The following is a 24,635-nucleotide window of genomic DNA, read 5'->3' on the forward strand; positions in this document are numbered from 1 at the left end:
CGGGGGCGGAGTGTGGACCGCCCCCGGGGGTACGGCTCAGCGGCTCAGCGCCCGGTAGCGGCGCAGCGACAGCGGCAGGAACACCGCGACCAGCACCAGCGGCCAGAGCACCGCCAGCAGCGGGTGGTGGGTGGCCACCCACGAGTCGCCGCCCCAGCCGGGGTTGCCGAACAGCTCCCGGGTGGCCCCGACGGTCGCGGACAGCGGATTCCACTCGGCTACCGCGCCCAGCCACGCGGGCATTGTGGACGGCGCCACGAACGCGCTGGACAGGAAGCCGAGCGGGAACTCCAGCGTCTGCACGGCGGTCACCGCGCTCTGCCCCTTCACCGTCAGGCCGAGGAAGATGCCCACCCAGACCAGCGCGAACCGCAGCAGCAGGATCAGCCCGAGCGCGGCGAGCGTGTCGCCGAGGTCGCCGCGCGCCCGCCACCCGACGGCCAGGCCGACGAGCAGCATGACGGCGAGCGTCACCACCGCGAACATCAGGTCGGCGGCCGCGCGGCCGAGCAGCGGGGCCAGCCGGGACACCGGCATGGACCGCAGCCGGTCGGTGACACCGCGGTCCAGGTCCGCCGACACCGCCATGGTGGTCATGCTGATGCCGAAGACCATGGTCATGGCGAACATGCCGGGCATCAGGAACTCCCGGTAGCTGCCGCCGCCCGGTACCTGGAGCGCGCCGCCGAACAGGTACGCGAACATCAGCACCATCAGGATGTCGAAGCCCAGCGAGCCGATCAGCGGGCCGGGCTCGCGCCGCCAGTGCGCCAGCGCGCGCCCGGTGAGCGTCAGGCCGTCACCGGCCAGGGACGGGCGCCGGGCCGGGGTCACCGTCGCGGTCACGCGGTCACCTCCACGCCGGTCCGGTCGGCGGACGGCCCGCCGGTGAGCTGGAGGAACACCTCGTCCAGTGTGGGTCGCCGCAGCGCCACGTCGGCCACCGTCACGCCGTCGGCGTCGAGCGCGCGCAGCACCTCGGTGAGCGCGCCGGCCCGGTCGCCGACCTGGGCGCTGACCGCCCGCCGGTCCGGATCGACCGCCGGTTCGGCGCGGGCGACCGTACGCAGCCGCCCGGCGGCGGTGGCAAGGTCGGCGGCGTCGCGTACGACCAGTTCGATCCGGTCGCCGCCGAGCCGGGACTTGAGCGCGTCAGGGGTGCCCTCGGCGATCACCCGGCCGGCGTCGAGCACGCAGACGCGATCGGCGAGCTGGTCGGCCTCGTCCAGGTACTGCGTGGTGAGCAGCACCGTTGTGCCGGCGCGCACCAGGTCGCGTACCGCCTCCCACACCTCGTTGCGCCCGCGCGGGTCGAGCGCGGTGGTCGGCTCGTCCAGGAACAGCACCGCGGGCGCGAGGATCATGCCGGCGGCCAGGTCGAGGCGGCGGCGCATGCCACCGGAGTACGTGCGTACCGGCCGCCCACCGGCGTCGGCGAGCCCGAACCGGTCGAGCAGTTCGCCGGCGCGCCGTCTCGCAGTGACCCGGTCCAGGTGGAACAGCCGGCCGAAGATGACCAGGTTCTCCCGCCCGCTCAGTGCCTCGTCCACCGCCGGGTGCTGCCCGACCAGGCCGATGCGGTGGCGCACCTGGTCGGCCTGCCCCGCCACGTCGGAGCCGGCGACCTCGGCCCGCCCGGCGTCGAAGCGCAGCAGTGTGGCCAGGATGCGTACGGCTGTGGTCTTGCCGGCGCCGTTCGGGCCGAGCAGCCCGCACACGGTGCCCGGTGGCACCCGCAGGTCGAAGCCGTCCAGCGCGTCCGTGTCCCCGTACCGCTTGCGCAGGCCCTCCGCGAGGATCGCGTGTTCCACGTCTGTGTCCCCTCCGTTGACGAGGGCACTAACGTACAACGTACGGTATGGCGTCCGCCAACGTTTTCAGTCGACCACGCGGTGCTCCCACGCCCAGACCGCGACCTCGGTGCGGTTGCGCAGGCCGAGCTTGGTCTGCACCGCGGAGACGTGGCTCTTGACGGTGCTCAGCGAGATGAACAGCTCCGCGCCGATCTCCAGGTTCGTCCGGCCCCGGGCGATCTCGCGTACCACCTCGACCTCCCGCTCCGACAGCGCCGGGCGGCGCTCGTCACGCGGCGGCGCGGGCGGGGTCAGGTGACGCAGCAACCGGACCGTCACCGACGGGGACACGAGCGCGTCGCCCTGGTGCGCCGCCCGCACCGCCTCCACCAGCAGGGCCGGTCCGGCGTCCTTGAGCAGGAACCCCGCCGCTCCCCCGCGCAGCGCACCGTAGACGTACTCGTCCAGGTCGAACGTGGTGACCACGACGACCCGCAGCGGGTCGGCCACCTCGGGCCCGGCGAGCGCCCGCGTCACCTGGAGCCCGTCGAGCCGCGGCATCCGGATGTCCACCAGGCAGACGTCGGGGCGCAGCCGGCGCGCCTGGGCGACCGCGTCGACGCCGTCGGACGCCTCGGCCACCACGGTGATGTCCGGCTGGTCCTCCAGGATCAGCCGCAGCCCGCCGCGCACCATCGCCTGGTCGTCGGCGAGCAGCACCCGGATCGTCATCACGCCCTCCCGTTCGGCACTACCGCCCGCACCGACCACCCGGCACCGTCCGGGCGGGGACCGGCGCGCAACGTGCCGCCGAGGGCCTCGACCCGCTCCCGCAGGCCGATCAGGCCGTATCCGTCCCGGGACCCGGCGGGCGCGCCGGACGCGTCGTCGGTCACCTCGACCACCACGGCGTCCGGCTCCCGCGCCACGTCCACAGTGACCTGGGCGGCGTGCGGGGCGTGGCGGGCCACGTTCGTCAGCGCCTCCCGGACGATCCGGTGCACGGTGCTGGTGACCTCCGGCGGCCAGGCCGTCTGTTCCGGTAGCCGCAGCCGCACCGGCGGGCCCTGCCGGCGGAACCGCTCGACCAGCTCCTCGACCTGCTCCGGACCGGCCGAGGCCGGGGGCGCGTCGGCGGTGTCGCGCAGCACCCCGACCAGGCGGCGCATGGCCCGCATCGCCTCGCCGCCGGCCGCCTCGATGCCGGCCAGCGACTCCGTGGCGCGCGCCGGATCCCGGCGTCCGACCAGGTGGGCGGCCTGCGCCTGCACCACCATGCCGGTGACGTGGTGGGCCACCACGTCGTGCAGTTCCCGGGCCAGCTCCAGCCGCTCGTCGCGGCGTACCCGCTCGGCGGTGACCTTCGCCCGCTCGTCGAGCAGCCGCAACGTGAGCCCGGCGGCGACCCCGCCGAGCCAGCACAGGCTGTTGAGCGCCACCACCCCGGACCCGCCCGCCCCAGGCCGGGCGGACGACCACGCCCCGACCGCCACCACGAGCCCACCGGCGGCGATCAGGCCGGCGGGCAGCGGCGGCAGCGCGCGTACCGCCGATCCGACCAGGACGGCCGACGCCAGCGCCAGCGCGGGCCCCGGCTCGGTGGGCAGGTCGAACAGCCGGGCGGCGACGACGGCCGACGCCGCGACGACGAGTCCGGCAACGGCCGTGACGACGCGCTGCCGGTGGCGTAGCAGAGCCAGCGCGCCGACCACGACGGCGGCCGCCCCGCCGACGAGCCAGTACCGCAGTCCCCAGCTCGCGGCGATCGCCACCGCCTGGACGCCGATCGCGGCGAGCAGCACCACGGCGAGCCCCGCCGTCGCCGCCACCCGGGTGAGCCGTTCGGTAGCCATGCCCAGCACGCTAGGAGATCGCGGGCCGGGCCGAACCGGCCGAAAGTAGGGTCCGTCGCGCGCCGGACCCTGCTCCGGACCGATGCCCGCCGGTCGCGGCGTGCCCAGGATGGGCCGCATGCATCCACCACTCGCCCTGCACGCCGAGCGGCTGACCAAACGGTACGGCCGCCGCACCGCGCTTGCCGACTGCGACCTGAGCGTCCCGCGCGGGCACGTGGTCGGCCTGGTCGGCCCCAACGGGGCCGGAAAGTCCACGCTGCTGCAACTGGCCTGCGGGCTGACCGCGCCGACCTCGGGATCGTTGACGGTGCTCGGCTCGCCGCCGGCCGCCGACGCCGCGCACCTGGCCCGGGTCGGTTTCGTCGCCCAGGACACGCCGGTGTACGCCTCCCTCACCGTGGCCGAGCACCTGCGGATGGGCGCCTGGCTCAACCCGTCCTGGGACGCGGCGCTGGCCCGGCGGCGCGTCGCCGAGGTCGGCCTGGACCCGGCGCAGAAGGCGGGCCGGCTCTCCGGCGGCCAGCGCGCGCAACTGGCCCTCGCGCTGGCCGCCGCGAAGCGCCCCGAGCTGCTGATCCTCGACGAGCCGGCCGCCGCGCTGGACCCGCTGGCCCGCCGCGAGTTCATGCACGGGCTGGCCGGATTCGTGCGGGAACTCGGCGCCGGCGCGGTGCTCTCCTCGCACCTGCTCGGCGACGTGGCGCAGGTCTGCGACCACCTGGTCGTGCTCTGCGCCGCCCGGGTCCAGGTGGCCGGCCCGGTCACTGACCTGCTCGCCACGCACCGCCGGGCCGCCGCCGCGCCCGCCGGGGCCGAGGTGGTCTGGGCCGAGCCCGGCCGCGTCGTGGTCCGGGGCCCGGCGGTACGCGACGACGCGCCGGTCACGCTGGAGGAGCTGGTGCTGGCGTACCTGTCCCGGGCCGCCGCCCGCCCGGCGGTGATCCGATGATCCGGATGACGGTGCGGCAGTTCCGCCTTCCGGCGCTCGCCGGCGCCGTCGCACTGGTGCTGGCCGGCGCCTACCTGCTGCGCCTCGGCGCGGACATCCGGGCCGAGCCCGACCCGGCCCGGCTGCCCGACCGGTACGCGCAGACGATGCTGTTCCTCGCCGGTGGGTTCGCGCTGGTGCCCGCGCTGATCGGCGCGTTCTGGGGCGCGCCGCTGGTGGCCCGGGAGCTGGAGCAGGGCACGCACCGGCTGGCGTGGAACCAGAGCGTGCCGCGCCGCCGCTGGCTGGCGGTCAAGCTCGCGGTGCTGTCGGCCGCCGCCGCGCTCGTCGCCGGTGTGCTCGGCGCGCTGCTGACCTGGGCGGCCGCGCCCGTCGACCGGGTCGCCGGCGACCGGTTCAGCACCGTGCTGTTCGGCGCGCGCGGCGTCGCGCCGGCCGGGTACGCCGTGTTCGCCCTCGTCCTCGGCGTGGTCGCCGGGCTGGTGCTGCGCCGCACCCTGCCGGCGATGGCCGTGGTGTTCCTGGCCGTGGTCGTGGTGCAGCTCGCGGTGCCGAACCTGCTGCGCCCGCACTACCTGCCGCCGGAGCGGGTCACCGTGCCGATGACCGCCGAGACGGTCAACCGGGCCCGCAACCTGGGCAGCATCACCGGCTCGCCGGTCGTCGGCGGGCTGGACGTGCCGGGCGCCTGGGTCACCGACATCAGCCCGCTGCGGACCGCCGACGGGCGGCAGCTCTCCGACGCCGCGTTCGGCACCTGTTTCCGTGACCCGCCGCGCACCGGCGCCACCGGCACGTTCGGTGACACAGCGGTCTGCCTCGGCGGGCTCGACCTGCACGTGGACCTGGCGTACCAGCCGAACCGCCGGTTCTGGGCGTTCCAGTGGATCGAGCTGGCGCTCCACCTCGGCGCGGCCGGTCTGCTGGCGGCGTTCGGCCTGTGGCACGTCCGGAGACGGGCCGGCTGAGCGGACGGGGGCGGACGGTCCGGGCGCAAGCCGCGCCCGGACCGCCGTACCTATCGCTTCAGCAGCGCGCGCAGCGCCTCGGCGACCTCGCCGGGGGCCTCCTCGGCCATGAAGTGCCCGGCCGTGGTGGTGCGGTGCTCCAGGTCCGGGGCCCAGGCCCGCCACACCGCCGCCGCGTCGTAGCCGAGCGCGGCGCCCCAGTCCTGCTGGATGACGGTGACCGGCATGGCCAGCCGCCGCCCTGCGTCCCGGTCCGCCCGGTCGTGCGCCACGTCGATCCCGGCCGACGCCCGGTAGTCGGCGACGATCGAGTCGACCGCCTCCCGGGAGGCCCGCAGGTACTCGGCGCGCACCTCGGCCGGCATGGCCGCCGGTTCACCGGCCCAGGCGTCGAGGAAGTGCCCGAAGAACGCGTCGGCGCTGCCCGCGATCATCTTCTCCGGCAGGCCGGGCGGCTGGGCCATCAGGTAGAGGTGGAACGCCACCGAAGCGGACACGCCGTGCAGCACGTCCCACATGTCGAGGGTGGGCAGCACGTCCAGCGACGCCAGGTGGGTGACCGCGTCCGGGTGGTCCAGACCGGCCCGGACCGCCACCAGGGCGCCCCGGTCGTGCCCGGCGAGCGCGAACCGCTCGTGCCCGAGCGCGCGGGCCAGCGCCACCACGTCGGCGGCCATGGTCCGCTTGCTGTACGTGTCCTCGCTGTCGGCGGCCGGTTTGTCACTCGCGCCGTAGCCGCGCAGGTCGGGGCAGATCACCGTGTGCTCGCCTGCCAGGTCGGCGGCGACGTGCCGCCACATCAGGTGGGTCTGTGGGAAGCCGTGCAGCAGCACGACCGGGCTGCCGGTGCCGCCCACCGCCACGTTCAGCGTCACACCCTCGGCGACCGGAACGCGCTGGTAGTCGAATCCCGCGATGGCGGTGCTCATCTCGATCCCTCTTTCGTCTCGTCGTACCGGTCCAGCGTGGCGGCGCCGGATGAGCAACCGATGAGCGCGATACGGTGACCCCTGGCGAGGAGGGGTCGGTGCCTGTCGGTTTCGGTGTGCTGGGTCCGGTGACGGCCTGGGACGACGCGGGCGAGCCGGTCGACCTCAAGGGGCCCCGGCACCGGGCCGTGCTGGCGCGGCTGGTCGCCGCCCGAGGGCGGACCGTGCCGGTCGGGCAGATCGTCGACGACCTGTGGGACGACCCGCCGGCCGGCGCGGTGGGCGCGGTCCGCACGTTCGTCGCGGCGCTGCGCCGCCGCCTCGAACCGCACCGTCGGCCACGCGAGCCGGCCCGGCTGCTGGTCACCGACGGACCGGGGTACGCGCTGCGCGCCGCTCCGGACACCGTCGACGCCTGGCGGTTCGAGGACACCGTCACCGCGACTGCCGAGGCGCTGCCCCGGGCCGCGCTCGACCGGCTCGACGAGGCGCTGGGCTGGTGGCGCGGACCCGCGTACGCCGACTTCGACCAGCCGTGGGCGCACGCCGAACGGTCCCGGCTCGACCAGATCCGGCTCACCGCCGTCGAGCGGCGGGCCGAGGCGCTGCTGGCGCTGGACCGGGCCGCCGACGCCGTGCCCGATCTCGACGCCCACGTCGCCGGGTACCCGTGGCGGGAAGAGGGGTGGGCGCTGCTGGCGTCGGCGCTCTACCGCGCCGGACGGCAGGCCGACGCGCTCGCCGTGCTGCGCCGCGCCCGGGAACTGCTGCGCGACCAGCTCGGCCTCGACCCGGGGCCGCGGCTGCGACGGCTGGAGACCGACCTGCTGCGCCAGGCCGAACCCGAACCGACCGGTCCGGCGCGGGTCTGGGCGGAGACCGCCGCGGCGTACGAGCGCAGTGTGGTGCCCGGCGCGCGAGCCCGGCTGGAGTCGACCGTCGGAATGCTGCGCAGCCTCGCGGTGACCGGGCCGGGCGGACTGGAGGCCGCCCGGGACCAGCGTGAGGCGGCCATCACCGCGGCCGAGCACCTGGGCGACCCGGAGTTCACGGCGCGGGTGATCGGCGGGTACGACGTACCGGCGATCTGGACCCGCTCGGACGACCCGGCGCAGGCGGCCCGGGTGGTCGCCGCGGCGCAGCGGGCGCTGGCCGGGCTGGGCCCGGACGCGCCGGAGGCGACCCGCGCCCGGCTGCTGGCCACCGTCGCGATCGAGTCCCGAGGTACGGCGTCGCCGGGCCCCGCCGAGGCGGCGCGTGAGGCGGAGGCGATCGCGCGGCGGGTGGCCGACCCGGCGCTGCTGGCGCAGGCGCTCAACGGCGTGTACATGCAGACGTTCCACCGGGCCGGGCTGGCCGCGCAGCGGGACGCGATCGGCGCGGAGCTGGTCGCGCTCGCCGCCCGGCACGGCCTGGCCACCGCCGAGATCCTCGGGCACCTGATCCGGGTGCAGGCGCGCAGCGCGCTCGCCGACTTCACCGCCGCCGACGCGCACGCCGACGCGGCGGACCGGCTCGCCGCGCGGCACGAGAGCCCGCTCGTCGGCGTGTTCACCGGCGGCTACCGGGCCATGCGGACCGCCGCCACCGGCGCGTCGTACCCGGAGGCGGAGGCGGCGTACCGGTCGTGGGCGACCGCGCTGGCCGGCTGCGGGATGCCCGGCGTGGAACGCGGACTGCTGCCGCTGGCGCTGCTCTGCCTGCGGGTGTGGCACGACCGGCCCGCCGCCTTCCCCGGTGGCACCGACTGGGGCCCGTACGCGCCCTGGGCCCGCCCGCTGCTCCTGCTCGCCGACGGCCGCCGGGACGAGGCCGCGAGGGCGTTGCGCCGCACCCCGCCGCCGCCGCGTGACCTGCTCATGGAGGCGCTGTGGTGCCTCACCGGCCGGGCCGCTGTGGCGCTCGGCGACCGGGACGCGATGCTCCGGGCACGGAGCGCGCTCGCCCCGGCGGCGCACGAGCTGGCCGGGGCCGGTAGCGGCCTGCTCACCGCCGGGCCGGTCGCCGCGCACCTGGACCGCCTCGACGCCGCACTCGCGGTGACCGGCGCTCAGGACCGTTCATGAGGGCAGCTCGGATGGAGTGCGTCCTCGGCTAGGGTGCGGCGATGGACGAGCTGAGGCACCTGCTCCGGCGCGCCGCCGACCACGCGGCCGACTACCGGCTGTCGCTGCCGGACCGGCCGGTCGGCGTACCCGTGGACCAGGCCGCGCTGAACAAGGCGTTCGCCGTCCCGCTGCCGAACGCGCCCACCCCGCCCGAACATGTGCTCGCGGAGCTGGTGGCCGCCGCCGAACCGGGACTCGTGGCCACCGCCGGGCCGCGCTACTTCGGCTTCGTCATCGGCGGCGCCTTGCCGGCCGCCACCGCCGCGGACATGCTGGCCGCCGGGTGGGATCAGAACGCGTTCAACGCGGTCGCCTCCCCCGCCGCGGTGGCCGCCGAGACGGCCGCCGGTACCTGGCTCAAGGAACTGCTCGGCATCCCGGCGACCGCGTCCGTCGGTTTCGTCACCGGCGGGCAGGCGGCGAACACCGCCGGGCTCGCCGCCGCCCGCCACCAAGTCCTCGCCGACGTCGGCTGGGACGTGGAACGACGCGGCCTGCCCGGCGCGCCAGTGATCCGCGTGTTCGCCGGCGCCGAACGGCACGCCACCATCGACAGGTCGCTACGGCTGCTCGGCCTCGGCACCGACGCGCTGCGCCCGGTGCCGACCGGCCCGCAGGGCGCCATCGACCCGCACGCGCTGGCGGCGGCGCTGCGCGACGCCGGTCCCGGCCCGACGATCGTCTGCCTGCAGGCCGGAAACGTGAACACCGGCGCGTGCGACGACCTGCGCCGCGCCTGCGACCTGGTCCACCGGTACGGCGGCTGGGCGCACGTGGACGGCGCGTTCGGGCTGTGGGCGGCCGCCAGCCCGTCGACCCGGCACCTGGTGGACGGGCTGGAGGCGGCCGACTCGTGGGCCTGCGACGGCCACAAGTGGCTGAACCTGCCGTACGACACCGCGTTCGCGTTCTGCGCCCGGCCCGACGTGCACGCGGCGGCCATGTCGTACGCGGCCGCGTACCTCGTGGGCTCCGGCGGGGTGCCCGCGGGCGCGGACCTGACCGCGGAGTCCTCCCGCCGCGCCCGTGGCTTCGCGGTCTGGGCCGGCCTGCGGGAGCTGGGTCGCGACGGCGTCGCCGCTCTGGTCGAGCGGTGTTGCGCGCTGGCCCGTCGGTTCGCCGACGGGCTCACGGCGGCCGGGTTCGAGGTGGTGAACGACGTCGTGCTCAACCAGGTGCTCGTCGGGTTCGGCGACGACGCGCGCACCGACCGGGTGGTCGCCGCGGTGCAGGCCGACGGGACGTGCTGGGCAGGCGGGACGACGTGGCGGGGGCGGCGGCTGATGCGCATCTCGGTGTCGAACGCGACCACGACGGAGGCGGACGTGGACCGGTCGGTGGCGGCGATCGCCCGGCTGGCCCGCTGAGCGGCGTCAGCCGGGCAGACGCAGCAGGTGCCGCCCGGGGAACGGGCCGCCGTGCTCCCGTTCCCAGGTGGCGAGGTGGCGCTTCTTCTCCTCGGGCGAGGGGGCGAGGAAGCCGAAGTAGGCGAGGATCACCGTGCGGGCCTCGTCGACCGTGTACGACGCTCCCGACGGCACCGGTCCGAGGCTGTCCACGCGGACGCCGGTCGGCGTGCAGCGCACGACGGCGGAGTTGCCCTCGTACTCCTCGTAGTCCGAGCGCCCGGACATCACGTCGTCGATGCACTGCAGCAGCTCGAGGCAGTCCGGGGCGTACGTCTGGATGTCGCTGACGAGCTGGGAGGCGAAGGGGCGGAAACGCGCGTCACCGCTGGTCATGGTGGGCGCGCCGTTCTGATTGCGCCCGAACTGGATGTCACCCACAGCTAGCGTCCCCCCACCGGCCAAGCCGAGTACCACGTCGTGCCACCGGGATTGTAGAAGCCCTCGACGAGCAACCCGTTCGCCCTCCCCTGCCATTTGTTCGGGTCGTCCGGGTGCGGGCCGCCGGACCGGAACGCGCCCTCGATCGTCTCGTCGACCCGCTGCGGCGTCCAGTTGTCCGGGAAGAAGGTGCTCGAACCGCGCTTCTGGCGCCAGACACCGCCGTCGTCCTGCACGTCGACGCGGGCGCGGTACGTGCCGTCGGCGTGCCGTTCGAGGATCATCTCGCGGCCGTCCGCGTCGACCCGGACCCGGGCACCCGGCGGGTTCTCCCCCATGAACCGGTGGTGGAAGCCGGTGCCCCGGGGCGGAGTGGCGTTGGTGTTCACGTGGCCGCGGAAGATGTGCGCGTAGCGGCGGTGCCGCATCCGGGCCCGGAGCCATTTCTCCACCGGCGTGAAGAGACCGGCCTTTCCCCGCTTACCCACCGAGCACCGCTTCGGTGGCCATGTTGAGCAACTGGTCGATGAGGACACCGGTGATGAGCTTGAAGATCGGGATCTCCAGCAGTGAGGCGCCGAACGTGACAGCGGCAGTGGCGACTGCTTGCGCGATCTGAATCGCCAGGAGCGTCAGCTGCACGATCACGTTGATCTTCAACGCGAGGACGATCCCGGCGCACACCATGAGCCCGGTCCCGATGAGCGCCGCCGCGGAGGCCCCGTCGTCCAGGTTGGTCTTCGCCGAGTCGGCCGCCTGCCAGCTCGTCTGGAAACGTTCGATGGCGTCGTCGCGGTTCTGGGTCCACATCTGCTGCGCCGACCGGTCGGCGTCGGCCACCGGAGTCCGGAGCCGGTCCGGGAAGGCGAGCCACGCCTGGCCCATCTCCAGCAGCTTCGTCTCGTCGGCCTCGGGCCAGGTGTAGCCGAGCATGCCGAGAAGGGACACCAGCTCTCCGGGCAGGGTCATTCCCATGTCAGCCGAGCACCTCACGGAAACGGCCGAGACTCTCGGTGATCATGCGTTCGGTCTCCTGGTAGTTGAGGCCCATCACCCGGCTCAGCTTCCCGATGTCCTCGATCTCGACGAGGTTCGCGTCGTAGCTCTCCAGCGCCAGGTCGCGGATCGTCTCGTACACCATCCCGATGAGCGAGCCGAGGTCGTCGTTGCCCCACGGCGTGCCGAAGGCCGCCAGCTCGGCGTCGAACGCGGACAGTGCGGCACGCATACGCTGCGCCGAGGCGACGATGTCGTCACCCGCACCGATGATCGATTCGGGATCGATCTCGATCTCGCGGGCCATCAGCGCTCCCCTCCGTCGGTCATCGTCCCGGTTCCCGGATGGTCTGCATCACGCCGGTCAGCGCGCCGGTGAGTGCGGACATCTGGCGGACGCTCGCCTCCTGAAGCTCGCGCAGCCGCACGTCGAGCGCGGCCGAGCCGACCCCCTGCGGCGCCGCCGCCTGAGGAATCTGCTCCAGCGCGCGGTTGACCGCGACCACCACCGACTCGCCGAGCTCCGCCGAGGACAGCCGGCGGGGCGGTCGGGTGACCTCCAGCCGGGTCAGCCGAGCCGCGCCGTCGACCTCCGCGCGCACGGTCCCGGCGTCATCGGATCCACTCCACCGCTCGTCCCCGCCGCCGTCGGGCGGCGTGCCGCCGGTCGCCGTTCCGAGCACGTCCATGACCTGGTGCAGGAGGTCCGCCGGGCCGTTCGCCGGGACGTCCCCGCCGAGCCCGGTCGCCGGACCGGCTGTGGCGACGGCATCGGCGATCGCGCCGTGGAGTCGGCGCATCGCCGCCTCGCTCTCGGCGAGGACGGCCCCGAGGCTTCCGGTCAGCGCGGACAGGTCGGCCACCGGTTCGCTGCTCGCCAGGCTGCCCCGGGACGCGGCCAGCGCGTCGTTCACCGCCTGCTCGACCAGGGGGCCCAGCTCGTCTTCGGACAGCCGCATCAACGGCGCGGCCAGTTCGACGCAGCGCAGCCGCCCGTCCTCCGCCGTCACCTCGACCTGGCCGTCGGCGGCCCGGCCGTGCGCCTCGGCCGTCACGCCGCCGGCGGGATGCCCGCCGGTACGCAGGGCCGCCAGCTCCTCGCGGTAGCCGGAGACACGCAGCGCGTAGTCGTCGGCCGCGGCGTCCTGTGTCATCCCGTTGCCTCCCCGTCACGGTCAACCAGACCCTAGCAACGCCCGGCACGCCCGGATGTCCCTCCACAGGGGAGTGCGCTCACCACCGCACCGTCACGGGGACCACACGCAGCGCGACCGGTTGCTACCGTGTCGGTCACCGCTGTCCTCTGGGGAGGGTCGTCATGTGGGCGGACGAAGCCGCGCTGGACGCGGCGGCACGACGGCTCGACGAGTGGGAGTCGTCGCTGGCCGCCCGGGCGACGCGCGCCCGGGACCTGTCCGCCCGCACACAGGCACTGACCGGCACCGCCCGCAGCACCGACGGGTTGATCGAGGTCACCGTCGACGCGAACGGTCTGCTGGCGGATCTGCGCCTGGACGAACGCGTCCGGCAGCACTCCGCCGCACACACCGGCCGGCAGATCCTGGCGGTCACCCGGGACGCCCGCGCCGACCTGCTGCGACAGCTCACCGAGGTCACCACCGAGACGCTCGGCGCGGACGACCCGGCCGCGCGGGCGATCGTCGAGACCCACCAGCGGCGTCTCGGCCCCGACCCGGGCACGCCGGATGCCGCCCGGTGACGGCCTCCGGGTCGACCCGGACGACCTGACCGCGCACGCCGCCCACCTCGGCCGCTGCGCCGACAGCATCGACACCGCCCGGCAGGCCGGACAACACGTCCGGCTCGGCGCCGACGCGTACGGACAGCTATGCGCGGTCATGCCCGTCCTGCTCGGCGGCCTCCAGCGGACGCTCGCCGACGGCATCGGCACCGCCGCCGCCTCGGTCCGGGACACCGCCGGGAAGCTGCGGTCCAGCGCCGAGCACTACCGTGCCTCCGACGCGCACGCCGCAGACCTGCTCGACCGGGTACGGCACCGTCGGTGACCACGAACCCGCTGGTCGCCACCGCGGCGGAAACCGCGCCGAGCGCCTGGGCGGGCGTGTGGATCTGCGAGGACATCGAACTCATCACTCAGGGCGTACGCAACGGCAGCTGGATCGACGGCAGCCTCGGCGTCGTGAGCGCCGGCCTCGACGCGCTCGCCCTCGTGTCCGACCCGGCCGGTGTCCTCCTCCAGTACGGCATCGCCTGGCTCATCGAACACGTCAAGCCGCTCAGCGAGGCCCTCGACTGGCTCGCCGGTGACCCCGCCGAGATCACCGCGCACGCGCAGACCTGGCGCACCGTCGCCGCGTCGCTGCACGACGACGACGCCGAGCTGGCCCACGCCGTCCGCACCGAGGTCACCGGCTGGACCGGCACCGCCGCCACCAGCTACCGCCGCTGGGCTGCCGAGCAGCAACAGGCCGTCACCGGGCTGGCGCAGGGCGCCGAGGCGATGGCCGCGATCACCGAGGGCGCCGCCGGCCTGGTCGCGGCCGTGCGGCTGCTGGTCCGCGACGCCGTCGCCGCCTGCGTGTCCCGCCTGATCGTGTACGCGGCCGAACTGGTCGCCACAGCCGGGTTGGCTACGCCGCTGGTGGTGGAGCAGGTGACGACGACAGTGGCGTCGTGGGCGGCGCGGATCGGGCGGTTGTTACGGGGGTTGCTGGCGAGCCTGCGGCGGCTGATGCCGGAGATGCGGCGCCTCGGCGACCTGATCGGAAAGCTGAAGGAGGCGCTGAGCCGACTGACACACCGTTCACCGGAGTCGCCGCCCGGTCCGTCGAAACCCAGCGGAGATAGGGACCCTTCCCGTATCCCGAAAGTGGATGAGGAACAGCGGGTTCGTGATCTGGGCATGGATCCTGCGACCGGCAGGTTCCGGCCAGCCGAGGCCGAGACGGCGGTCCGGGTCGAGGAGCACCTCGGGGTGCGGCTGAGACGGGCACCGTCGGACTCCTCGGCGGACTGGGTGGACGGCGCGGGACGCACCTATGATGCGGTGGGCAACTTCCCCGGCCAGTATTTCGACCGGCAGTGGCCGCAACTCCAGTACCAGATCGAAAGACACCTGGAGAAAGCCGATCTCGTTCCGGTCGACGTCTCCAGGTTCTCGGCGCAGCAGACATCCATGGTCGAACAGTTCATAGCCGATCGCGGGCTCGGCCCGCGCGTCTTCATCGTGGGGAAGTAATGGCCGGTCTCATCGTCCTCCGGCCCGGGATCGACTGGACAGCGACCGGGGGCCTGTTCGACTGGACACTGGATTTTCTCGTGTCCCGGCTGTCGGACAGACGCGCCGCCGAGCATCTTCAGGAGATCGTCGACAACAACCTCGGCTCGTTCTGGCTGGAGGACCTGTCGCCGGAGTCCCAGCGCGAAGTCGTCAGCCACTGGCGTGCCGCTCTGGTCGCGGAGGGCGAACGAGATCTGCCGGAGACGGACCAAAAACCCGACGTGCTGGCACACCTTCGAGAACTCGTCGCGGCGACCTACAGGCTACCGATGGAGTAGCGGTGGCCTTGAGTCTGCACGACGTGGTCGAGATCAAGGAGGCCCTGCCCGAGGAGAACCTCCCAGCCGGCGCGGTCGGCACCGTCGTGCACGTGTACCACCGACACGACCGCGCCTACGAAGTGGAGTTCGCCGACGAGGACGGTCGCACGGTCAGCAGCGTCGTACTCACCGCGGACAAGCTCATCGAGCTCCCCACCTCCGACCTCCAAGGGTAATCCGGTGCTCACGAGAACGATCATCGGGAGCATCGACCAGACCGGAGGAGTAGGTGGCTTCATTCGACGAGTGGCTGGACGCGTACGAAGTCGTCTACCGGACCCTGCCGGCCGGGTCCGACCACCGGTGCCCCAACTGCGGTCACCGAACCCTGCGCATGGTGTTCACCACGCCACCCGGTGCCGGGTACGGCTACGTCTCGTTCTGGTGCGACACCTGCCTGGAGGGCATCCACGTCTCACGGGCCCCGGTTCCCGCCGGAGTGACGGCCCTGTCCGCTGCCGCGCCGATCGAGGAACGCACGAGAGGCATCCCCAACTACCGCCTGGTGACGTAGCTGTCGCCTGAACTCGCGCGATTGCGGGCGATCCCGTACTGCAGCCGGACGTCGACCCGCTCGGTCACCATGTCCAACCCACCGAGGGCGTCGTGTACGTCGACGGCGAACGCCGCGCGCCGCCGCGAGGACGGCAGATGTTCGGCGGACATGGCGGAGAAGACGCCGCCGACCATGTCGTCGACGGTGAGCGGCGCGTCGTACCGCACCGACGTCTCCTCGTACCGATAACCGGCACGCACGAGCGCCTCCCGGTTGCGCCGACGTCCGTCCTCGTCGGTCTGGCATCTCGCGGTGACCGGGTGGCCGAGCATCCGTTCCAGGCATCCGCGCAGCGTGAGCGACCAGTCGGCGTCCTGCGTCCACAGGGGTTCGCCGTTGGTGACGACGGCGATGCCTCCGCCGGGGCGCAGCAACGGCCGGGCCGCCTCGAACAGCGTGTCGCGGTCCATGAAGTGAATGGCGACGGCAACGGTCAGCGCACCGACCGTCCGCTCGCCGACCAGCCGGGACAACGCGGGCACATCGTCATCGCTGCCGAGCATCCACGTGGCGTTGCCGATGCCCTGGTCGAGGGCGGTACGCCGGGCGATCGCCAGCATGTCCGGTTCCGGATCCACGCCGATGACCGCGGCCGCCCGATCCGCGAGCGGGAGGCTCAACTGACCGGTGCCGCAGCCGAGGTCGACCACCGTGTCGTCGCCGCCGAGACGGAAGGCTGCCGCCAGCGCGTCGAGCACCTCGGGCGGATAGCCGCGCCGATGCCGTGCGTAGTAGGTCGCCACCTCACCGCCGAATCCCGTCGCCATGTCCGGCAGACTGCCCGCCGCGACCGTCCCGAGGCCAGCCGTTCTGCTCAGGGCACGCCCCGAACCGCCCCGAACGCCGCGCTCGTCCCCCGTGCGAGCTACCCGCAAGTGTCCACCGCACGGTGACGATTCCCGGCCTGCGAATCCATAGCGTTCCAGGTGAACCGCGGCGCTCCGGCCGCGGACCTCTCGAAGGAATCGTCATGCGTGTGGTGAAGCAGCTCCTGGCCGTCGTCGCGGTCAGTCTCGTCGGCAGCTGGGCGGTCGTCGCGGCACAGGACAACGCCTGGCTCAGCCTGATCCTCGGCGTCGCGACCGCCGCGGCGGCGATCATGGTGTACGGGTGGGTGGTGCGCCGTACCGAAGGCCGCGAGGTCACGGAGCTGGCCCGGGACGGCGCGGCGGCCCGGCTCCATCGCGGGGTGCTGATCGGCTTCGCCATGTTCGCGGCGGTCATCGTCAACATCGCCCTCATGGGCGGCTACCACGTACACGGCATCGGGTCGGTGTCCGGCGCGGTGGGCATCTTCGGGCTCATGGCCGCCGCGGCGGTGACCGAGGAGCTGATGTTCCGCGGCCTGCTGTTCCGCCTGGTCGAGGAACGGCTCGGTACGTGGCTGTCGCTGCTGCTGACCGGCGTACTGTTCGGCCTGATGCACCTGCTCAACCCGGACGCCAGCCTGTGGGGCGCCACCGCCATCGCGATCGAGGCGGGGTTCATGCTGGCCGCCGCCTACGCCGCCACCCGCAACCTGTGGGTGCCGATCGGCCTGCACTTCGGCTGGAACTTCGCCGCCGGCGGCGTCTTCGGCGTCGTCGTCTCCGGCAACGGCGAGTCGGCGGGGCTGCTGGACGCCACCACGTCGGGTTCGACGCTGCTCAGCGGCGGCGACTTCGGGCCGGAGGGCAGCCTCTACACGGTGGCCGCCGGGGCGGCGCTGACTGTGGTCTTCCTCTGGCTGGCCCACCGCCGCGGCCACATCGTCCGGCGCCGCCGCCGCACGGTCGAGGCCCCGGCGGAGAGCGTTACGGTCTCCTGATGATCACCCGACGGATGCTCCCGGACTCGTGGCGGCACTGGCCCGTCACGGTCCGGGATCTCCCGCTCGCCCTGGTGATCGCGCTCGCATCAGTGACCCCACCGCTGCGTGGCATCGGTACGCAGCTCGGCGACCTGCCCGCGCGGCCGTTCGACGCGCTCACGGTGGTGGTGATCGCGCTGGAGTGCCTTCCGCTGGCGCTGCGCCGCAGCCGTCCGGCGCTGTCCCTCGCCCTCGTGTCGCTCGGCTTCGCCATCGACCAGGTGCGTGCGTACCACACCTTCGCGGGCGCCGCGCTCGCCGTCGCGCTGCTGAGCGCGGGCGCCCACCTGGGCCGGGGCCGCCGTATCACGGTACTCGCCGGCTCTCTCGCGTACGTCGGGCTGGCCGTCGCCCTGGACCGGCAGGGGTCGACCGAAGGGGTGGTCGGCTTCACCACGTTCTACCTGCTGCTGGCCCTCGCCTGGGGGACCGGGTCGTGGCTGCGGCAGAGCCGCGCCGCCGAGGCCGAGCGCCGCCGCCACGTGGCCGAGACCGCCCGCGCCGCCGAACGCTCGCGCATCGCCGGGGAGCTGCACGACGTCGTGACCCACCACGTGACGGCGATGGTGGTGCAGGCCGAGGCGGCCCGCTACCTGAGCGCCGCGCCCGACCGCCTCGACACCACACTGACCGCCATCACCGACACCGGCCGCCGCGCCATCGGCGACCTGCGGGTGCTGCTCGACGTGCTCAACCCCGACCACGGTACGGAGGCACGCACCCCGTCCGTCGGCGAGTTGCACGCCCTCGTGGAGCAGACCCGGCAGGCCGGGCAGCCGGTGGAGTTCACGCAGGAGGGCAGCCCGGCGGAGGTGACCGGCGGCGCGGAGATGGCCGCGTACCGGGTGGTGCAGGAGGCGCTGACGAACGCGCTCAAGTACGCCCACGGCCGCCCCACCGCCGTCCACGTACACCATGGCGACAGGGAGATCACTGTGGAGATCAGCACGGACGGCCCCGGCGCGCGCGCCGCCGGTCCGGGCGGAAGCGGACGCGGCCTCGCCGGGCTGCGCGAGCGTGTCACGTTGCTCGGCGGCGAGTTCGACGCCGGGCGCCGGGCCGGCGGCGGCTTCGTCGTCCGGGCGCGCATCCCCACCGGGAGCGCGTCGTGACCGCGCCGATCCGGGTGCTCGTCTGCGACGACCAGGCCCTGATCCGTACCGGATTCGCGACCATCATCGGCGCGCAGCCGGACATGGAGGCGGTGGGTGAGTGCGGCGACGGCCGCGCCGCTGTCGACCTCGCCGGCCGCCTACGGCCCGACGTGGTGGTGATGGACGTACGCATGCCGGTGCTCGACGGCATCGAGGCGACCCGCCTGCTGGCCGGCGCCGGCGTCGCCCACCCGGTCAAGGTGCTGGTGGTGACCACGTTCAACCTCGACGAGTACGTCTACGAGGCGCTGCGCGCCGGCGCGAGCGGGTTCCTGCTCAAGGACGCCCCACCGGCGCAGCTGCTGCACGGCATCCGCACCGTCGCCTCCGGCGCCGCGCTGCTCGCGCCCGAGGTGACGCGGCAGCTCGTCGGCCGGTACGCCGCGCGGATCCGCCCGGCCGAGGGCGCGCCGGCGGACGTGGGGCTGACGCCGCGTGAGCTGGAGGTGCTGCGGCTGATCGCCGACGGGCTGTCGAACAGCGAGATCGCGGCGCGGCTGGTGATCAGCCAGGAGACGGTCAAGACGTACGTGTCGCGCATCCTGACGAAGCTGGACCTGCGGGACCGGGTGCAGGCGGTGGTGTACGCGTACCGCACCGGCCTGGTCACCTGATTCGCGGGTCGCGGACGCGGTCAGCCAAGCTCAGTTGCCGGTCGCGGCCATGCCGCACAGTGCCGCTGGTCTAGCCGTCAGGAACCGACACCCCGTCGTCGTCGAGAGGTGAGCCGTCCAGGGCGCGATCGGTCTCCGCTGCGGTCAGACGCACGATCACGTCGCCGTCGGAGGTCGGAAAGCGGGTGAAACGCAACAGGACGAACCCCGAACGTTTGCTGCCCCGCACACCGTTGTCGAGGGGCATGGTGTGCACACCCTCGACGAGCCATTGATAGAGCGGCTGCGCGTCTGCGTCACGCCAGCCCTTCAAGCCGGCGTGGTGAACCGCCAGGGTCAGCTTCTCGGCCAGGTACTCGGGGTCACAGACGCTGGTGATCGTCAGATCGAGTTCCGCGAACCGGTGTGCCGCCCCGAAGTGCCACAGTGCTCGCACCTCGCGGACCCCCGGGGTCAGCGGCCGTCCGACGAACAACCAGTCGTACGCGTCCAGGAAGGGTGCGTGGCGCTTGAGCCAGCTCTCCCTTTCCCGCTCCCGCACGATCCAGGGCAGAGGGATCTCGTTGAACTCGTCGGTCCACACCACTTCGGGGATCTCCCAGGCATCGAGCCAGGTTCTGACGCGCTCCCGGTTGGCCAGGAACGCGGCTCGCAGTTCCTCGTGCCGGCGGCGTTCGGTCATCGGATCACTCTCCGTAGTCCCAATCGAGGCCCCAGATGCGGACATTGCCCTGGTGGTCGCCGGTGACGACGGTGCCGAACGCGTCGTCGGCGCGTATCGCGTTGACCCGGACGTGGTGACCGTGCAGGGAGCGGATCCGGCGTCCGGCGCGCAGATCCCACACGTCGACGGTCTGCTCTCCCGGGTCTCCGGCCACCGCGAACCTCCCGTCGGGCGACACCACCACCTCCTCGACCCCGGAGAGGCTTCCGGCCGGGCCGTCGAGAGCCCTCCCGTCGAACACCAGCTTCCCGCTCGCGGCGTCCCACACGACGAAGCCGGTCAGCCCGGCGATGACGGCGAGCCGGCGGGAGTCCGTGAAGGCCAACGCCGCCGACGAGCTGTGCTTGACCCGGTCGAGCCGGTACGACGGGCGCCTGTCACCCGGTCGCCACGCGGTCAGGCGGGTCATCTCGGCCAGCAGCAGCATCCCGGAGGCGAACCGGATCTCCGTGTGCGGGTCGACGTCCGCAAAGGTCTTCACCGGCTTTCCGGTGTTCATCGACCGGACCTCCACGGCGGCCGCGTCGTGGGTTCGCAGCTGCACGGCGATCGAGAAGGACGCCTCGTCGGCCGTGACGCCGACGATCGTGCCGGGTCCGGTGCGGACCGTCGCGACGCAGGCGGCCGCCTCCAGCGACCACACCGTCGCCAGTCCATGGCCGAAGCCGACCGCCAACAGGTCGCCCGTGATGTCGAGCGTGGTGTTCCCGTCGTCGCGTGGCAGGGCGCCGGCCACCTTGAACCGGGGCTGGAACGTCCTGGTGTCGTGGCAGGCCACAGATCCGTCCGAGTAGCCGATGATCACGTCCCGGCCGCCCCTGGCGAAGGACAGGCTGGTGGCGGGGTTCCGCCGCTCGGTGACCCCGCCTGCCTTCTCCAGCGTCTCCAGGTCGAAGATCTCGACCTCGTCGACGTTGGCCGGGAAGGCGAACAACCGGCCGGAGGCGCCGACGTCGAAGGTGCCACGGGCGAGCATGACATCGGACAGCTCCTGCTCCAGCCAGATGCCGGTCAGTCCGGTGCGCCGCAGGTTCCGGCTCAGGGCCCCGGAGGCCCGGCGTAGCCGCGGGTGACGTTCGTGGCCGGGAACGGCACGCGCCTCGCGGATCGCGTCTGCCGCGCGCCGATCCTCTCCGGCCCTGATCATCGCCTCGACGCGTTCCATGACCTGGTCGAACGCCCGCTCGTCGCGCGCGAGGGCACCGACCGGGCGGGGCGGCGCGTACGACCAGGGAGCGAGGTGTCCGCTGAGCGGCATGGGGAGTCGGGAGAGCGAGGCCTGGCCACTGTAGCCGTGCGATTCGGCGATGACGGCGTAGCCGCAGTCCCCGCTGAACGCCGTCGCGTCGCGACGCGAACCCCGCGCCCAGTCCTTCGGGAAGGTGCGGACGCATCGGCGGATGGCGAGTTCGAGGACTTGAAGGTCGCCGGTCCCGGGGTCGAGCAGCGCCCAACCGGCCCGGCCGGAGACGCCGAGCAGGCGGTATCCGGTCAGCCAGGGGACCTCCCACCGTCGCGGTTCGTCCCAGACCCGCATGTCCACCACCGTCAGGGTCTGGTAGCCGATCCTCAGGACGGTCGACCCGTCCGCAGCCAGGGCGACCTTCTGGCCGTCGCCGTCCATCTCGTCGGCGGGTATGTGCAGGCCCCGCATCCTCGTGTCCCGCAGGGGCCACCACTGCTCCACCCGGTGGTCGACGGCGGAGCCGGGACGGCCCAGTGAGGCTGAGACGCACACCTCGGCGTCCGGGCCGAGGATCACCCGGGTGACAGTGCCGTCGTGGGGCCGGATGCCGGCGACCGACTCCCACGCGCCGGTGCGGAAGACGAGGACGCGGCCGTCGGCCGTACCCACAGCCGCGAAGCCACCCTCGGGGCTGAGCGCCACGGCTGTTCCTCCGTCCAGCCGGCCTTCGAGGTGGGCCGTGCCGTCGGCGAGCCGCCACCGCTCGACGCGGGAATCCTGGTAGCAGACGAGGATCCGCGTTCCGGCGTGGTCGATCGCGACGTCGACGGGAGCCGGGCCGGAGGCGGCGAGTTCCGCGACCACCCGGCCCGCGAAGGCGTCCCAGACCCGCACCCGCCCTGATTTCTCGGCCACCACCACGTGTGTCGCGTCGTGATCGCAGGCCATCGCGACGACCTGGCCGGACAGCTGCCCGAACACCTCGAGCGTGCCCCTCGGCTCCAGCCGGGCGCAGCGCTCCCGCGCGGCCGCGATCTCCGGCGAACACGGATGCTTGCGGTCCGCCTCAGCCAGGTGCCGGGCCGCGAGGACGCCGTCACCGCGTTCCATGTGCACCATCGCGGCCAGGTAGTCCGCCTCCCAGGAGTCGCCTGTGGCGCGCAGTTCCGACAGGAGGGTCTCGTCGGTGACCATGCCGTCGGCCCATCTGAGGAGCCCGTGGTTGTAGACCGCGCGGACGTTGTGCGGGTCGATCGCCTTGGCCCGCTCGAACATCTCGATCGCCCGGCGTTGGTCGCCGAGGTCCCACATGGACAGCGCCTTGTTCGACAAGCCGTCGGCCTTGAGAGACGGCGACGCCCCGTCGGGGTGCGGGTAGGGACCAGATGCGCAGTCCGCGTAGACGCTCAGCAGGACGGCCTCCGCCTCGGCGGTGTCGCCGATCCTCGACCGGGGGTCGCGCACCAGGCAGCCGGACAGGAGGTTGCGCAACGGCCGCGGGAGATCGCCGCGCAGCGACGCCAGCGCATCCGCACCGTCGTGTCCCCACTTCCAGAGCCGGCGCCCGTGCAGCAGCTCGATCACCGTCAGCGCCCAGGACCACATGTCGCTGGTCCGGCCGATCCTTCCGTCCGGGTCGACCTGCTCCGGGGAGCAGTACTGCGGGGTGAATCCGCCGAGCGTCGCGTACGAGGTCTCGACGCCACCCGCTGCGCTGTGCGACACGGACGCTTTCGCCTTGGCCGTTCCGAAGTCCGTCACCCTTGCGGTCTCACCGTCGTACATGACGTTGGAGGGCTTGATGTCCTGATGCACTAGACCTGCCGCGTGCGCGTGGCCGATGCCGCGCAGCATCTGGATCGCGACGTCCAGGGCCCGCGGGAGATCGCGGCACCGCCCGTCCCGCACCGCCGCCGTCAGGTCGCCGCCCGCGACCCATTCGGCGAAGACCACCGGGTACGCCCCGACGCGCTGCACGTAGTTGCAGCCGACGACGTTCGGGTGCGGATCGAGATCGGTCCAGGCCTGCGCCTCCTGCGCGAGCAGGTCGAGGATCCCGGGCGCCGAGGCCAGGTCGGGGCGCGGCGTCTTCACCGCCAGGTCGACGCCCCAGGCGAGGTGATGGGCGCGGTAGACGAACCCCGTGCCGCCGGTTTCGACGACCTCCTCGATGCGGAACGTGTCGAGGACGGTCTCCCCCGGCCGCCACCGGATGACCTGCCCCGCGTCCACGCCGAGGCCCTAGTCGACGAGCGCCACGTAGATCGGACTGCCCAGCAGCGTGCCGTTCGGGCCCGGCTTCTCGGCCAGCCGCTTCGCGACGAACTCGACCCGCTGCGCCGGACCCGGGAGCGCGGCCCCGACCTGCGCCAGCGACTCGTGGAAGCGCTCGTCGTCAAACTCGCCCGGGTCGGCTCGCAGTTCCCGGAGCTTGCGGAACAGGTACGGCGGGACCGATCCGACCGGTTCGGCGTCACCGCCACCGACCACGTGCGACGCCGACCCGCCGAGGACAATGACCTGGTCGTCGAGCGTCCCCGCGAAGACCACGATGCCGGCGGTCGGGAACACCTGCCAGCGCATCTCCAGGCAGGCCTGGACGTAGGGGCGCTCCTCGTCCGCAGCGCCGATCTGGTCGGCGTCCTGCAGGTGCCGGATCACCTTCTCCAGCTTGTCGAGGTCGTGGCGCTCGGGCAGGACCGCCTTGCGGCTGTAGCGGACGACCTTGAGGTCCACGGCGAGCTCGGTCTCGTGCTGGGCGGAGGAGGCGACCTGTGCCGCAAGGAGCCCGATCTTGAGCTGCGACAGGTAGAGGTAGTACTTGAGGCTCAAGATGCACTCCGGTTACGGGGAGACGTCCGAAGCCCACCCTACGTGGCGCACGCTCGCGATGCTGACCCTCGATCGACGACGATCGGTGTCCGCGTGGGCCGCGGAATTGGGGGCGGTAGTGGAGATGAGCTGCCCCACGTGTCACCGGCGGCGTTTGTTGATGCTTGGAAGGCCGCCCGACACCGCGCCTATACTGCCGTCCGGGTCGCTCCGGTCGGGTTTCCGCATCGCCTCCACGACCCGCCGGCCCGACAGGTCCGAGGCGTCGAGGTTGGCCGCGATCCGGGCGGACTGACGCCAGCTCCGGAGGCACGCCAACGCCTTCTCGTGGTCGGCAACCCCGGTCAGCGCACAGATGGCCGGCATCGCCCGAGACGGGTCGGCGAGCAGGAGCCGGGCGACGTCCGCGGGGCTCAGCCGACTGGGCGGCGTGTCGTCCACCGGGACGAGGGAGGCGTGGACCTCCTCATCCTGCAGCCACAGCCATACGGGCCTCCTGCCGTCGCCGGCCCGCATCGCCGGGATCTCCCAGGGGCCGCGTCGGACCGTGTATTCACGCTTCACCGTGGCATTGGGCGGCGGAGCGCCCTTGCCGCCGACATGTCGCGGCGCCCGTTTCGGCACCTTGTGGCGTTCCTTCTTGAACCGGGCGTCCCCTTGCACCAACGCGGCCACCTCCCCCGCTGAGCACGTTAGCCGAGCCAGTGATCTCTGCGGCATCTGACGCAACTGCCTGCGGGATGCCGGACCTG

28 protein-coding genes are annotated in these 24,635 nt (G+C 73.3%); 13 read left to right on the top strand and 15 right to left on the bottom strand.

What is annotated here, in order from left to right; genetic code table 11:
- Positions 1 to 36: 36 nt before the first annotated feature.
- The 4 genes from GA0070562_RS26195 to GA0070562_RS26210 all read right to left on the bottom strand — a co-directional run bounded on the left by GA0070562_RS26195 (position 37) and on the right by GA0070562_RS26210 (position 3,646).
- A complete protein-coding gene (locus GA0070562_RS26195; RefSeq protein ID WP_091427001.1) occupies positions 37 to 846 on the bottom strand; it encodes an ABC transporter permease in 810 nt (269 codons plus the stop codon).
- Positions 843 to 1,811 carry an ATP-binding cassette domain-containing protein gene (locus GA0070562_RS26200; RefSeq protein WP_091427002.1) on the bottom strand — a complete coding sequence of 323 codons (969 nt, stop codon included), beginning with the start codon at positions 1,809 to 1,811 and terminating at the stop codon, positions 843 to 845. The genes GA0070562_RS26195 and GA0070562_RS26200 overlap by 4 nt, the downstream gene beginning before the upstream one ends.
- A gap of 66 nt (positions 1,812 to 1,877) precedes the next feature.
- Positions 1,878 to 2,525, bottom strand: a complete 648-nt coding sequence (locus GA0070562_RS26205; RefSeq protein ID WP_091427096.1) for a response regulator — start codon at positions 2,523 to 2,525, stop codon at positions 1,878 to 1,880.
- Positions 2,525 to 3,646 (bottom strand): sensor histidine kinase, encoded by a 1,122-nt coding sequence (locus tag GA0070562_RS26210; protein ID WP_091427097.1) that lies wholly within the window; start codon positions 3,644 to 3,646, stop codon positions 2,525 to 2,527. The genes GA0070562_RS26205 and GA0070562_RS26210 overlap by 1 nt, the downstream gene beginning before the upstream one ends.
- 118 nt (positions 3,647 to 3,764) lie before the next feature.
- On the opposite strand from GA0070562_RS26210, the gene GA0070562_RS26215 reads away from it, so the two are divergent.
- Both GA0070562_RS26215 and GA0070562_RS26220 read left to right on the top strand, forming a co-directional pair.
- Positions 3,765 to 4,598 carry an ABC transporter ATP-binding protein gene (locus tag GA0070562_RS26215; protein WP_091427003.1) on the top strand — a complete coding sequence of 278 codons (834 nt, stop codon included), beginning with the start codon at positions 3,765 to 3,767 and terminating at the stop codon, positions 4,596 to 4,598.
- On the top strand, positions 4,595 to 5,566 hold the full coding sequence (locus GA0070562_RS26220; RefSeq protein WP_091427004.1) for an ABC transporter permease subunit: 972 nt from the start codon (positions 4,595 to 4,597) through the stop codon (positions 5,564 to 5,566). The genes GA0070562_RS26215 and GA0070562_RS26220 overlap by 4 nt, the downstream gene beginning before the upstream one ends.
- Before the next feature lie 50 nt (positions 5,567 to 5,616).
- Here the strand turns inward: GA0070562_RS26220 and GA0070562_RS26225 are convergent, their stop codons facing one another.
- The gene (locus GA0070562_RS26225) at positions 5,617 to 6,495 is read right to left on the bottom strand and encodes an alpha/beta fold hydrolase (protein ID WP_091427005.1); all 879 of its coding nucleotides are present in this window, start codon (positions 6,493 to 6,495) and stop codon (positions 5,617 to 5,619) included.
- A gap of 98 nt (positions 6,496 to 6,593) precedes the next feature.
- Here GA0070562_RS26225 and GA0070562_RS26230 point away from each other — a divergent pair, with 98 nt between their 5' ends.
- A complete protein-coding gene (locus GA0070562_RS26230) occupies positions 6,594 to 8,561 on the top strand; it encodes an AfsR/SARP family transcriptional regulator (RefSeq protein WP_091427006.1) in 1,968 nt (655 codons plus the stop codon).
- Between the two features lie 41 nt (positions 8,562 to 8,602).
- Positions 8,603 to 9,970 carry a pyridoxal phosphate-dependent decarboxylase family protein gene (locus tag GA0070562_RS26235; protein WP_091427007.1) on the top strand — a complete coding sequence of 456 codons (1,368 nt, stop codon included), beginning with the start codon at positions 8,603 to 8,605 and terminating at the stop codon, positions 9,968 to 9,970.
- A gap of 6 nt (positions 9,971 to 9,976) precedes the next feature.
- On the opposite strand, the gene GA0070562_RS26240 is transcribed toward GA0070562_RS26235, so the two are convergent.
- From GA0070562_RS26240 to GA0070562_RS26260, 5 genes are read right to left on the bottom strand one after another with little or no spacing between them, the layout of a single operon-like run.
- Complete coding sequence (locus GA0070562_RS26240) at positions 9,977 to 10,390, bottom strand: hypothetical protein (protein WP_091427008.1); 414 nt, start codon at positions 10,388 to 10,390, stop codon at positions 9,977 to 9,979.
- A gap of 2 nt (positions 10,391 to 10,392) precedes the next feature.
- On the bottom strand, positions 10,393 to 10,878 hold the full coding sequence (locus tag GA0070562_RS26245; RefSeq protein WP_194802462.1) for an EndoU domain-containing protein: 486 nt from the start codon (positions 10,876 to 10,878) through the stop codon (positions 10,393 to 10,395).
- Positions 10,871 to 11,365 carry a WXG100-like domain-containing protein gene (locus GA0070562_RS26250; protein ID WP_091427009.1) on the bottom strand — a complete coding sequence of 165 codons (495 nt, stop codon included), beginning with the start codon at positions 11,363 to 11,365 and terminating at the stop codon, positions 10,871 to 10,873. Before GA0070562_RS26250 ends, GA0070562_RS26245 begins: the two co-directional genes overlap by 8 nt.
- Before the next feature lies 1 nt (position 11,366).
- Positions 11,367 to 11,693, bottom strand: a complete 327-nt coding sequence (locus tag GA0070562_RS26255) for a hypothetical protein (protein WP_091427010.1) — start codon at positions 11,691 to 11,693, stop codon at positions 11,367 to 11,369.
- A 19-nt stretch (positions 11,694 to 11,712) separates the two neighbouring features.
- Complete coding sequence (locus GA0070562_RS26260) at positions 11,713 to 12,540, bottom strand: hypothetical protein (RefSeq protein ID WP_091427011.1); 828 nt, start codon at positions 12,538 to 12,540, stop codon at positions 11,713 to 11,715.
- A gap of 164 nt (positions 12,541 to 12,704) precedes the next feature.
- Here GA0070562_RS26260 and GA0070562_RS26265 point away from each other — a divergent pair, with 164 nt between their 5' ends.
- Genes GA0070562_RS26265 through GA0070562_RS26290 form a run of 6 tightly spaced genes read left to right on the top strand, consistent with a single transcriptional unit; the run spans position 12,705 to position 15,482 of the window.
- Complete coding sequence (locus tag GA0070562_RS26265; RefSeq protein ID WP_091427012.1) at positions 12,705 to 13,106, top strand: YbaB/EbfC family nucleoid-associated protein; 402 nt, start codon at positions 12,705 to 12,707, stop codon at positions 13,104 to 13,106.
- Positions 13,093 to 13,413 carry a type VII secretion target gene (locus GA0070562_RS26270; protein ID WP_091427013.1) on the top strand — a complete coding sequence of 107 codons (321 nt, stop codon included), beginning with the start codon at positions 13,093 to 13,095 and terminating at the stop codon, positions 13,411 to 13,413. The genes GA0070562_RS26265 and GA0070562_RS26270 overlap by 14 nt, the downstream gene beginning before the upstream one ends.
- Positions 13,410 to 14,606, top strand: coding sequence for a hypothetical protein (locus tag GA0070562_RS26275; RefSeq protein WP_091427014.1), 1,197 nt, complete (start codon positions 13,410 to 13,412; stop codon positions 14,604 to 14,606). The genes GA0070562_RS26270 and GA0070562_RS26275 overlap by 4 nt, the downstream gene beginning before the upstream one ends.
- Positions 14,606 to 14,926 (top strand): hypothetical protein, encoded by a 321-nt coding sequence (locus tag GA0070562_RS26280; RefSeq protein WP_091427015.1) that lies wholly within the window; start codon positions 14,606 to 14,608, stop codon positions 14,924 to 14,926. The genes GA0070562_RS26275 and GA0070562_RS26280 overlap by 1 nt, the downstream gene beginning before the upstream one ends.
- Positions 14,927 to 14,928: 2 nt before the next feature.
- The gene (locus GA0070562_RS26285) at positions 14,929 to 15,144 is read left to right on the top strand and encodes a DUF4926 domain-containing protein (protein WP_091427016.1); all 216 of its coding nucleotides are present in this window, start codon (positions 14,929 to 14,931) and stop codon (positions 15,142 to 15,144) included.
- A 53-nt stretch (positions 15,145 to 15,197) separates the two neighbouring features.
- Positions 15,198 to 15,482 (top strand): hypothetical protein, encoded by a 285-nt coding sequence (locus GA0070562_RS26290; protein ID WP_091427017.1) that lies wholly within the window; start codon positions 15,198 to 15,200, stop codon positions 15,480 to 15,482.
- On the opposite strand, the gene GA0070562_RS26295 is transcribed toward GA0070562_RS26290, so the two are convergent.
- On the bottom strand, positions 15,464 to 16,291 hold the full coding sequence (locus tag GA0070562_RS26295) for a class I SAM-dependent methyltransferase (RefSeq protein ID WP_091427018.1): 828 nt from the start codon (positions 16,289 to 16,291) through the stop codon (positions 15,464 to 15,466). The genes GA0070562_RS26290 and GA0070562_RS26295 overlap by 19 nt on opposite strands.
- A 203-nt stretch (positions 16,292 to 16,494) precedes the next feature.
- Here GA0070562_RS26295 and GA0070562_RS26300 point away from each other — a divergent pair, with 203 nt between their 5' ends.
- Genes GA0070562_RS26300 through GA0070562_RS26310 form a run of 3 tightly spaced genes read left to right on the top strand, consistent with a single transcriptional unit; the run spans position 16,495 to position 19,141 of the window.
- On the top strand, positions 16,495 to 17,331 hold the full coding sequence (locus tag GA0070562_RS26300; RefSeq protein ID WP_091427019.1) for a CPBP family intramembrane glutamic endopeptidase: 837 nt from the start codon (positions 16,495 to 16,497) through the stop codon (positions 17,329 to 17,331).
- Entirely contained in the window at positions 17,331 to 18,485 is a 1,155-nt protein-coding gene (locus GA0070562_RS26305) for a sensor histidine kinase (protein WP_091427020.1), read from the top strand. The genes GA0070562_RS26300 and GA0070562_RS26305 overlap by 1 nt, the downstream gene beginning before the upstream one ends.
- Complete coding sequence (locus tag GA0070562_RS26310; protein WP_091427021.1) at positions 18,482 to 19,141, top strand: response regulator; 660 nt, start codon at positions 18,482 to 18,484, stop codon at positions 19,139 to 19,141. The genes GA0070562_RS26305 and GA0070562_RS26310 overlap by 4 nt, the downstream gene beginning before the upstream one ends.
- Before the next feature lie 70 nt (positions 19,142 to 19,211).
- Here GA0070562_RS26310 and GA0070562_RS26315 read toward each other — a convergent pair whose 3' ends face one another.
- The 4 genes from GA0070562_RS26315 to GA0070562_RS26330 form a co-directional block, all read right to left on the bottom strand.
- Entirely contained in the window at positions 19,212 to 19,823 is a 612-nt protein-coding gene (locus GA0070562_RS26315) for a hypothetical protein (protein ID WP_091427022.1), read from the bottom strand.
- A gap of 4 nt (positions 19,824 to 19,827) precedes the next feature.
- Positions 19,828 to 23,283 (bottom strand): serine/threonine-protein kinase, encoded by a 3,456-nt coding sequence (locus GA0070562_RS26320; protein WP_091427023.1) that lies wholly within the window; start codon positions 23,281 to 23,283, stop codon positions 19,828 to 19,830.
- Positions 23,284 to 23,292: 9 nt separating this feature from the next.
- Positions 23,293 to 23,883 (bottom strand): DUF7019 family protein, encoded by a 591-nt coding sequence (locus tag GA0070562_RS26325; RefSeq protein ID WP_091427024.1) that lies wholly within the window; start codon positions 23,881 to 23,883, stop codon positions 23,293 to 23,295.
- A gap of 141 nt (positions 23,884 to 24,024) precedes the next feature.
- Positions 24,025 to 24,558: a hypothetical protein gene (locus GA0070562_RS26330; protein ID WP_254663873.1), complete on the bottom strand. Its 534-nt coding sequence runs from the start codon at positions 24,556 to 24,558 to the stop codon at positions 24,025 to 24,027.
- Positions 24,559 to 24,635 lie beyond the last annotated feature (77 nt).

It is taken from the genome of Micromonospora tulbaghiae (assembly GCF_900091605.1).
Classification (GTDB): domain Bacteria; phylum Actinomycetota; class Actinomycetes; order Mycobacteriales; family Micromonosporaceae; genus Micromonospora; species Micromonospora tulbaghiae.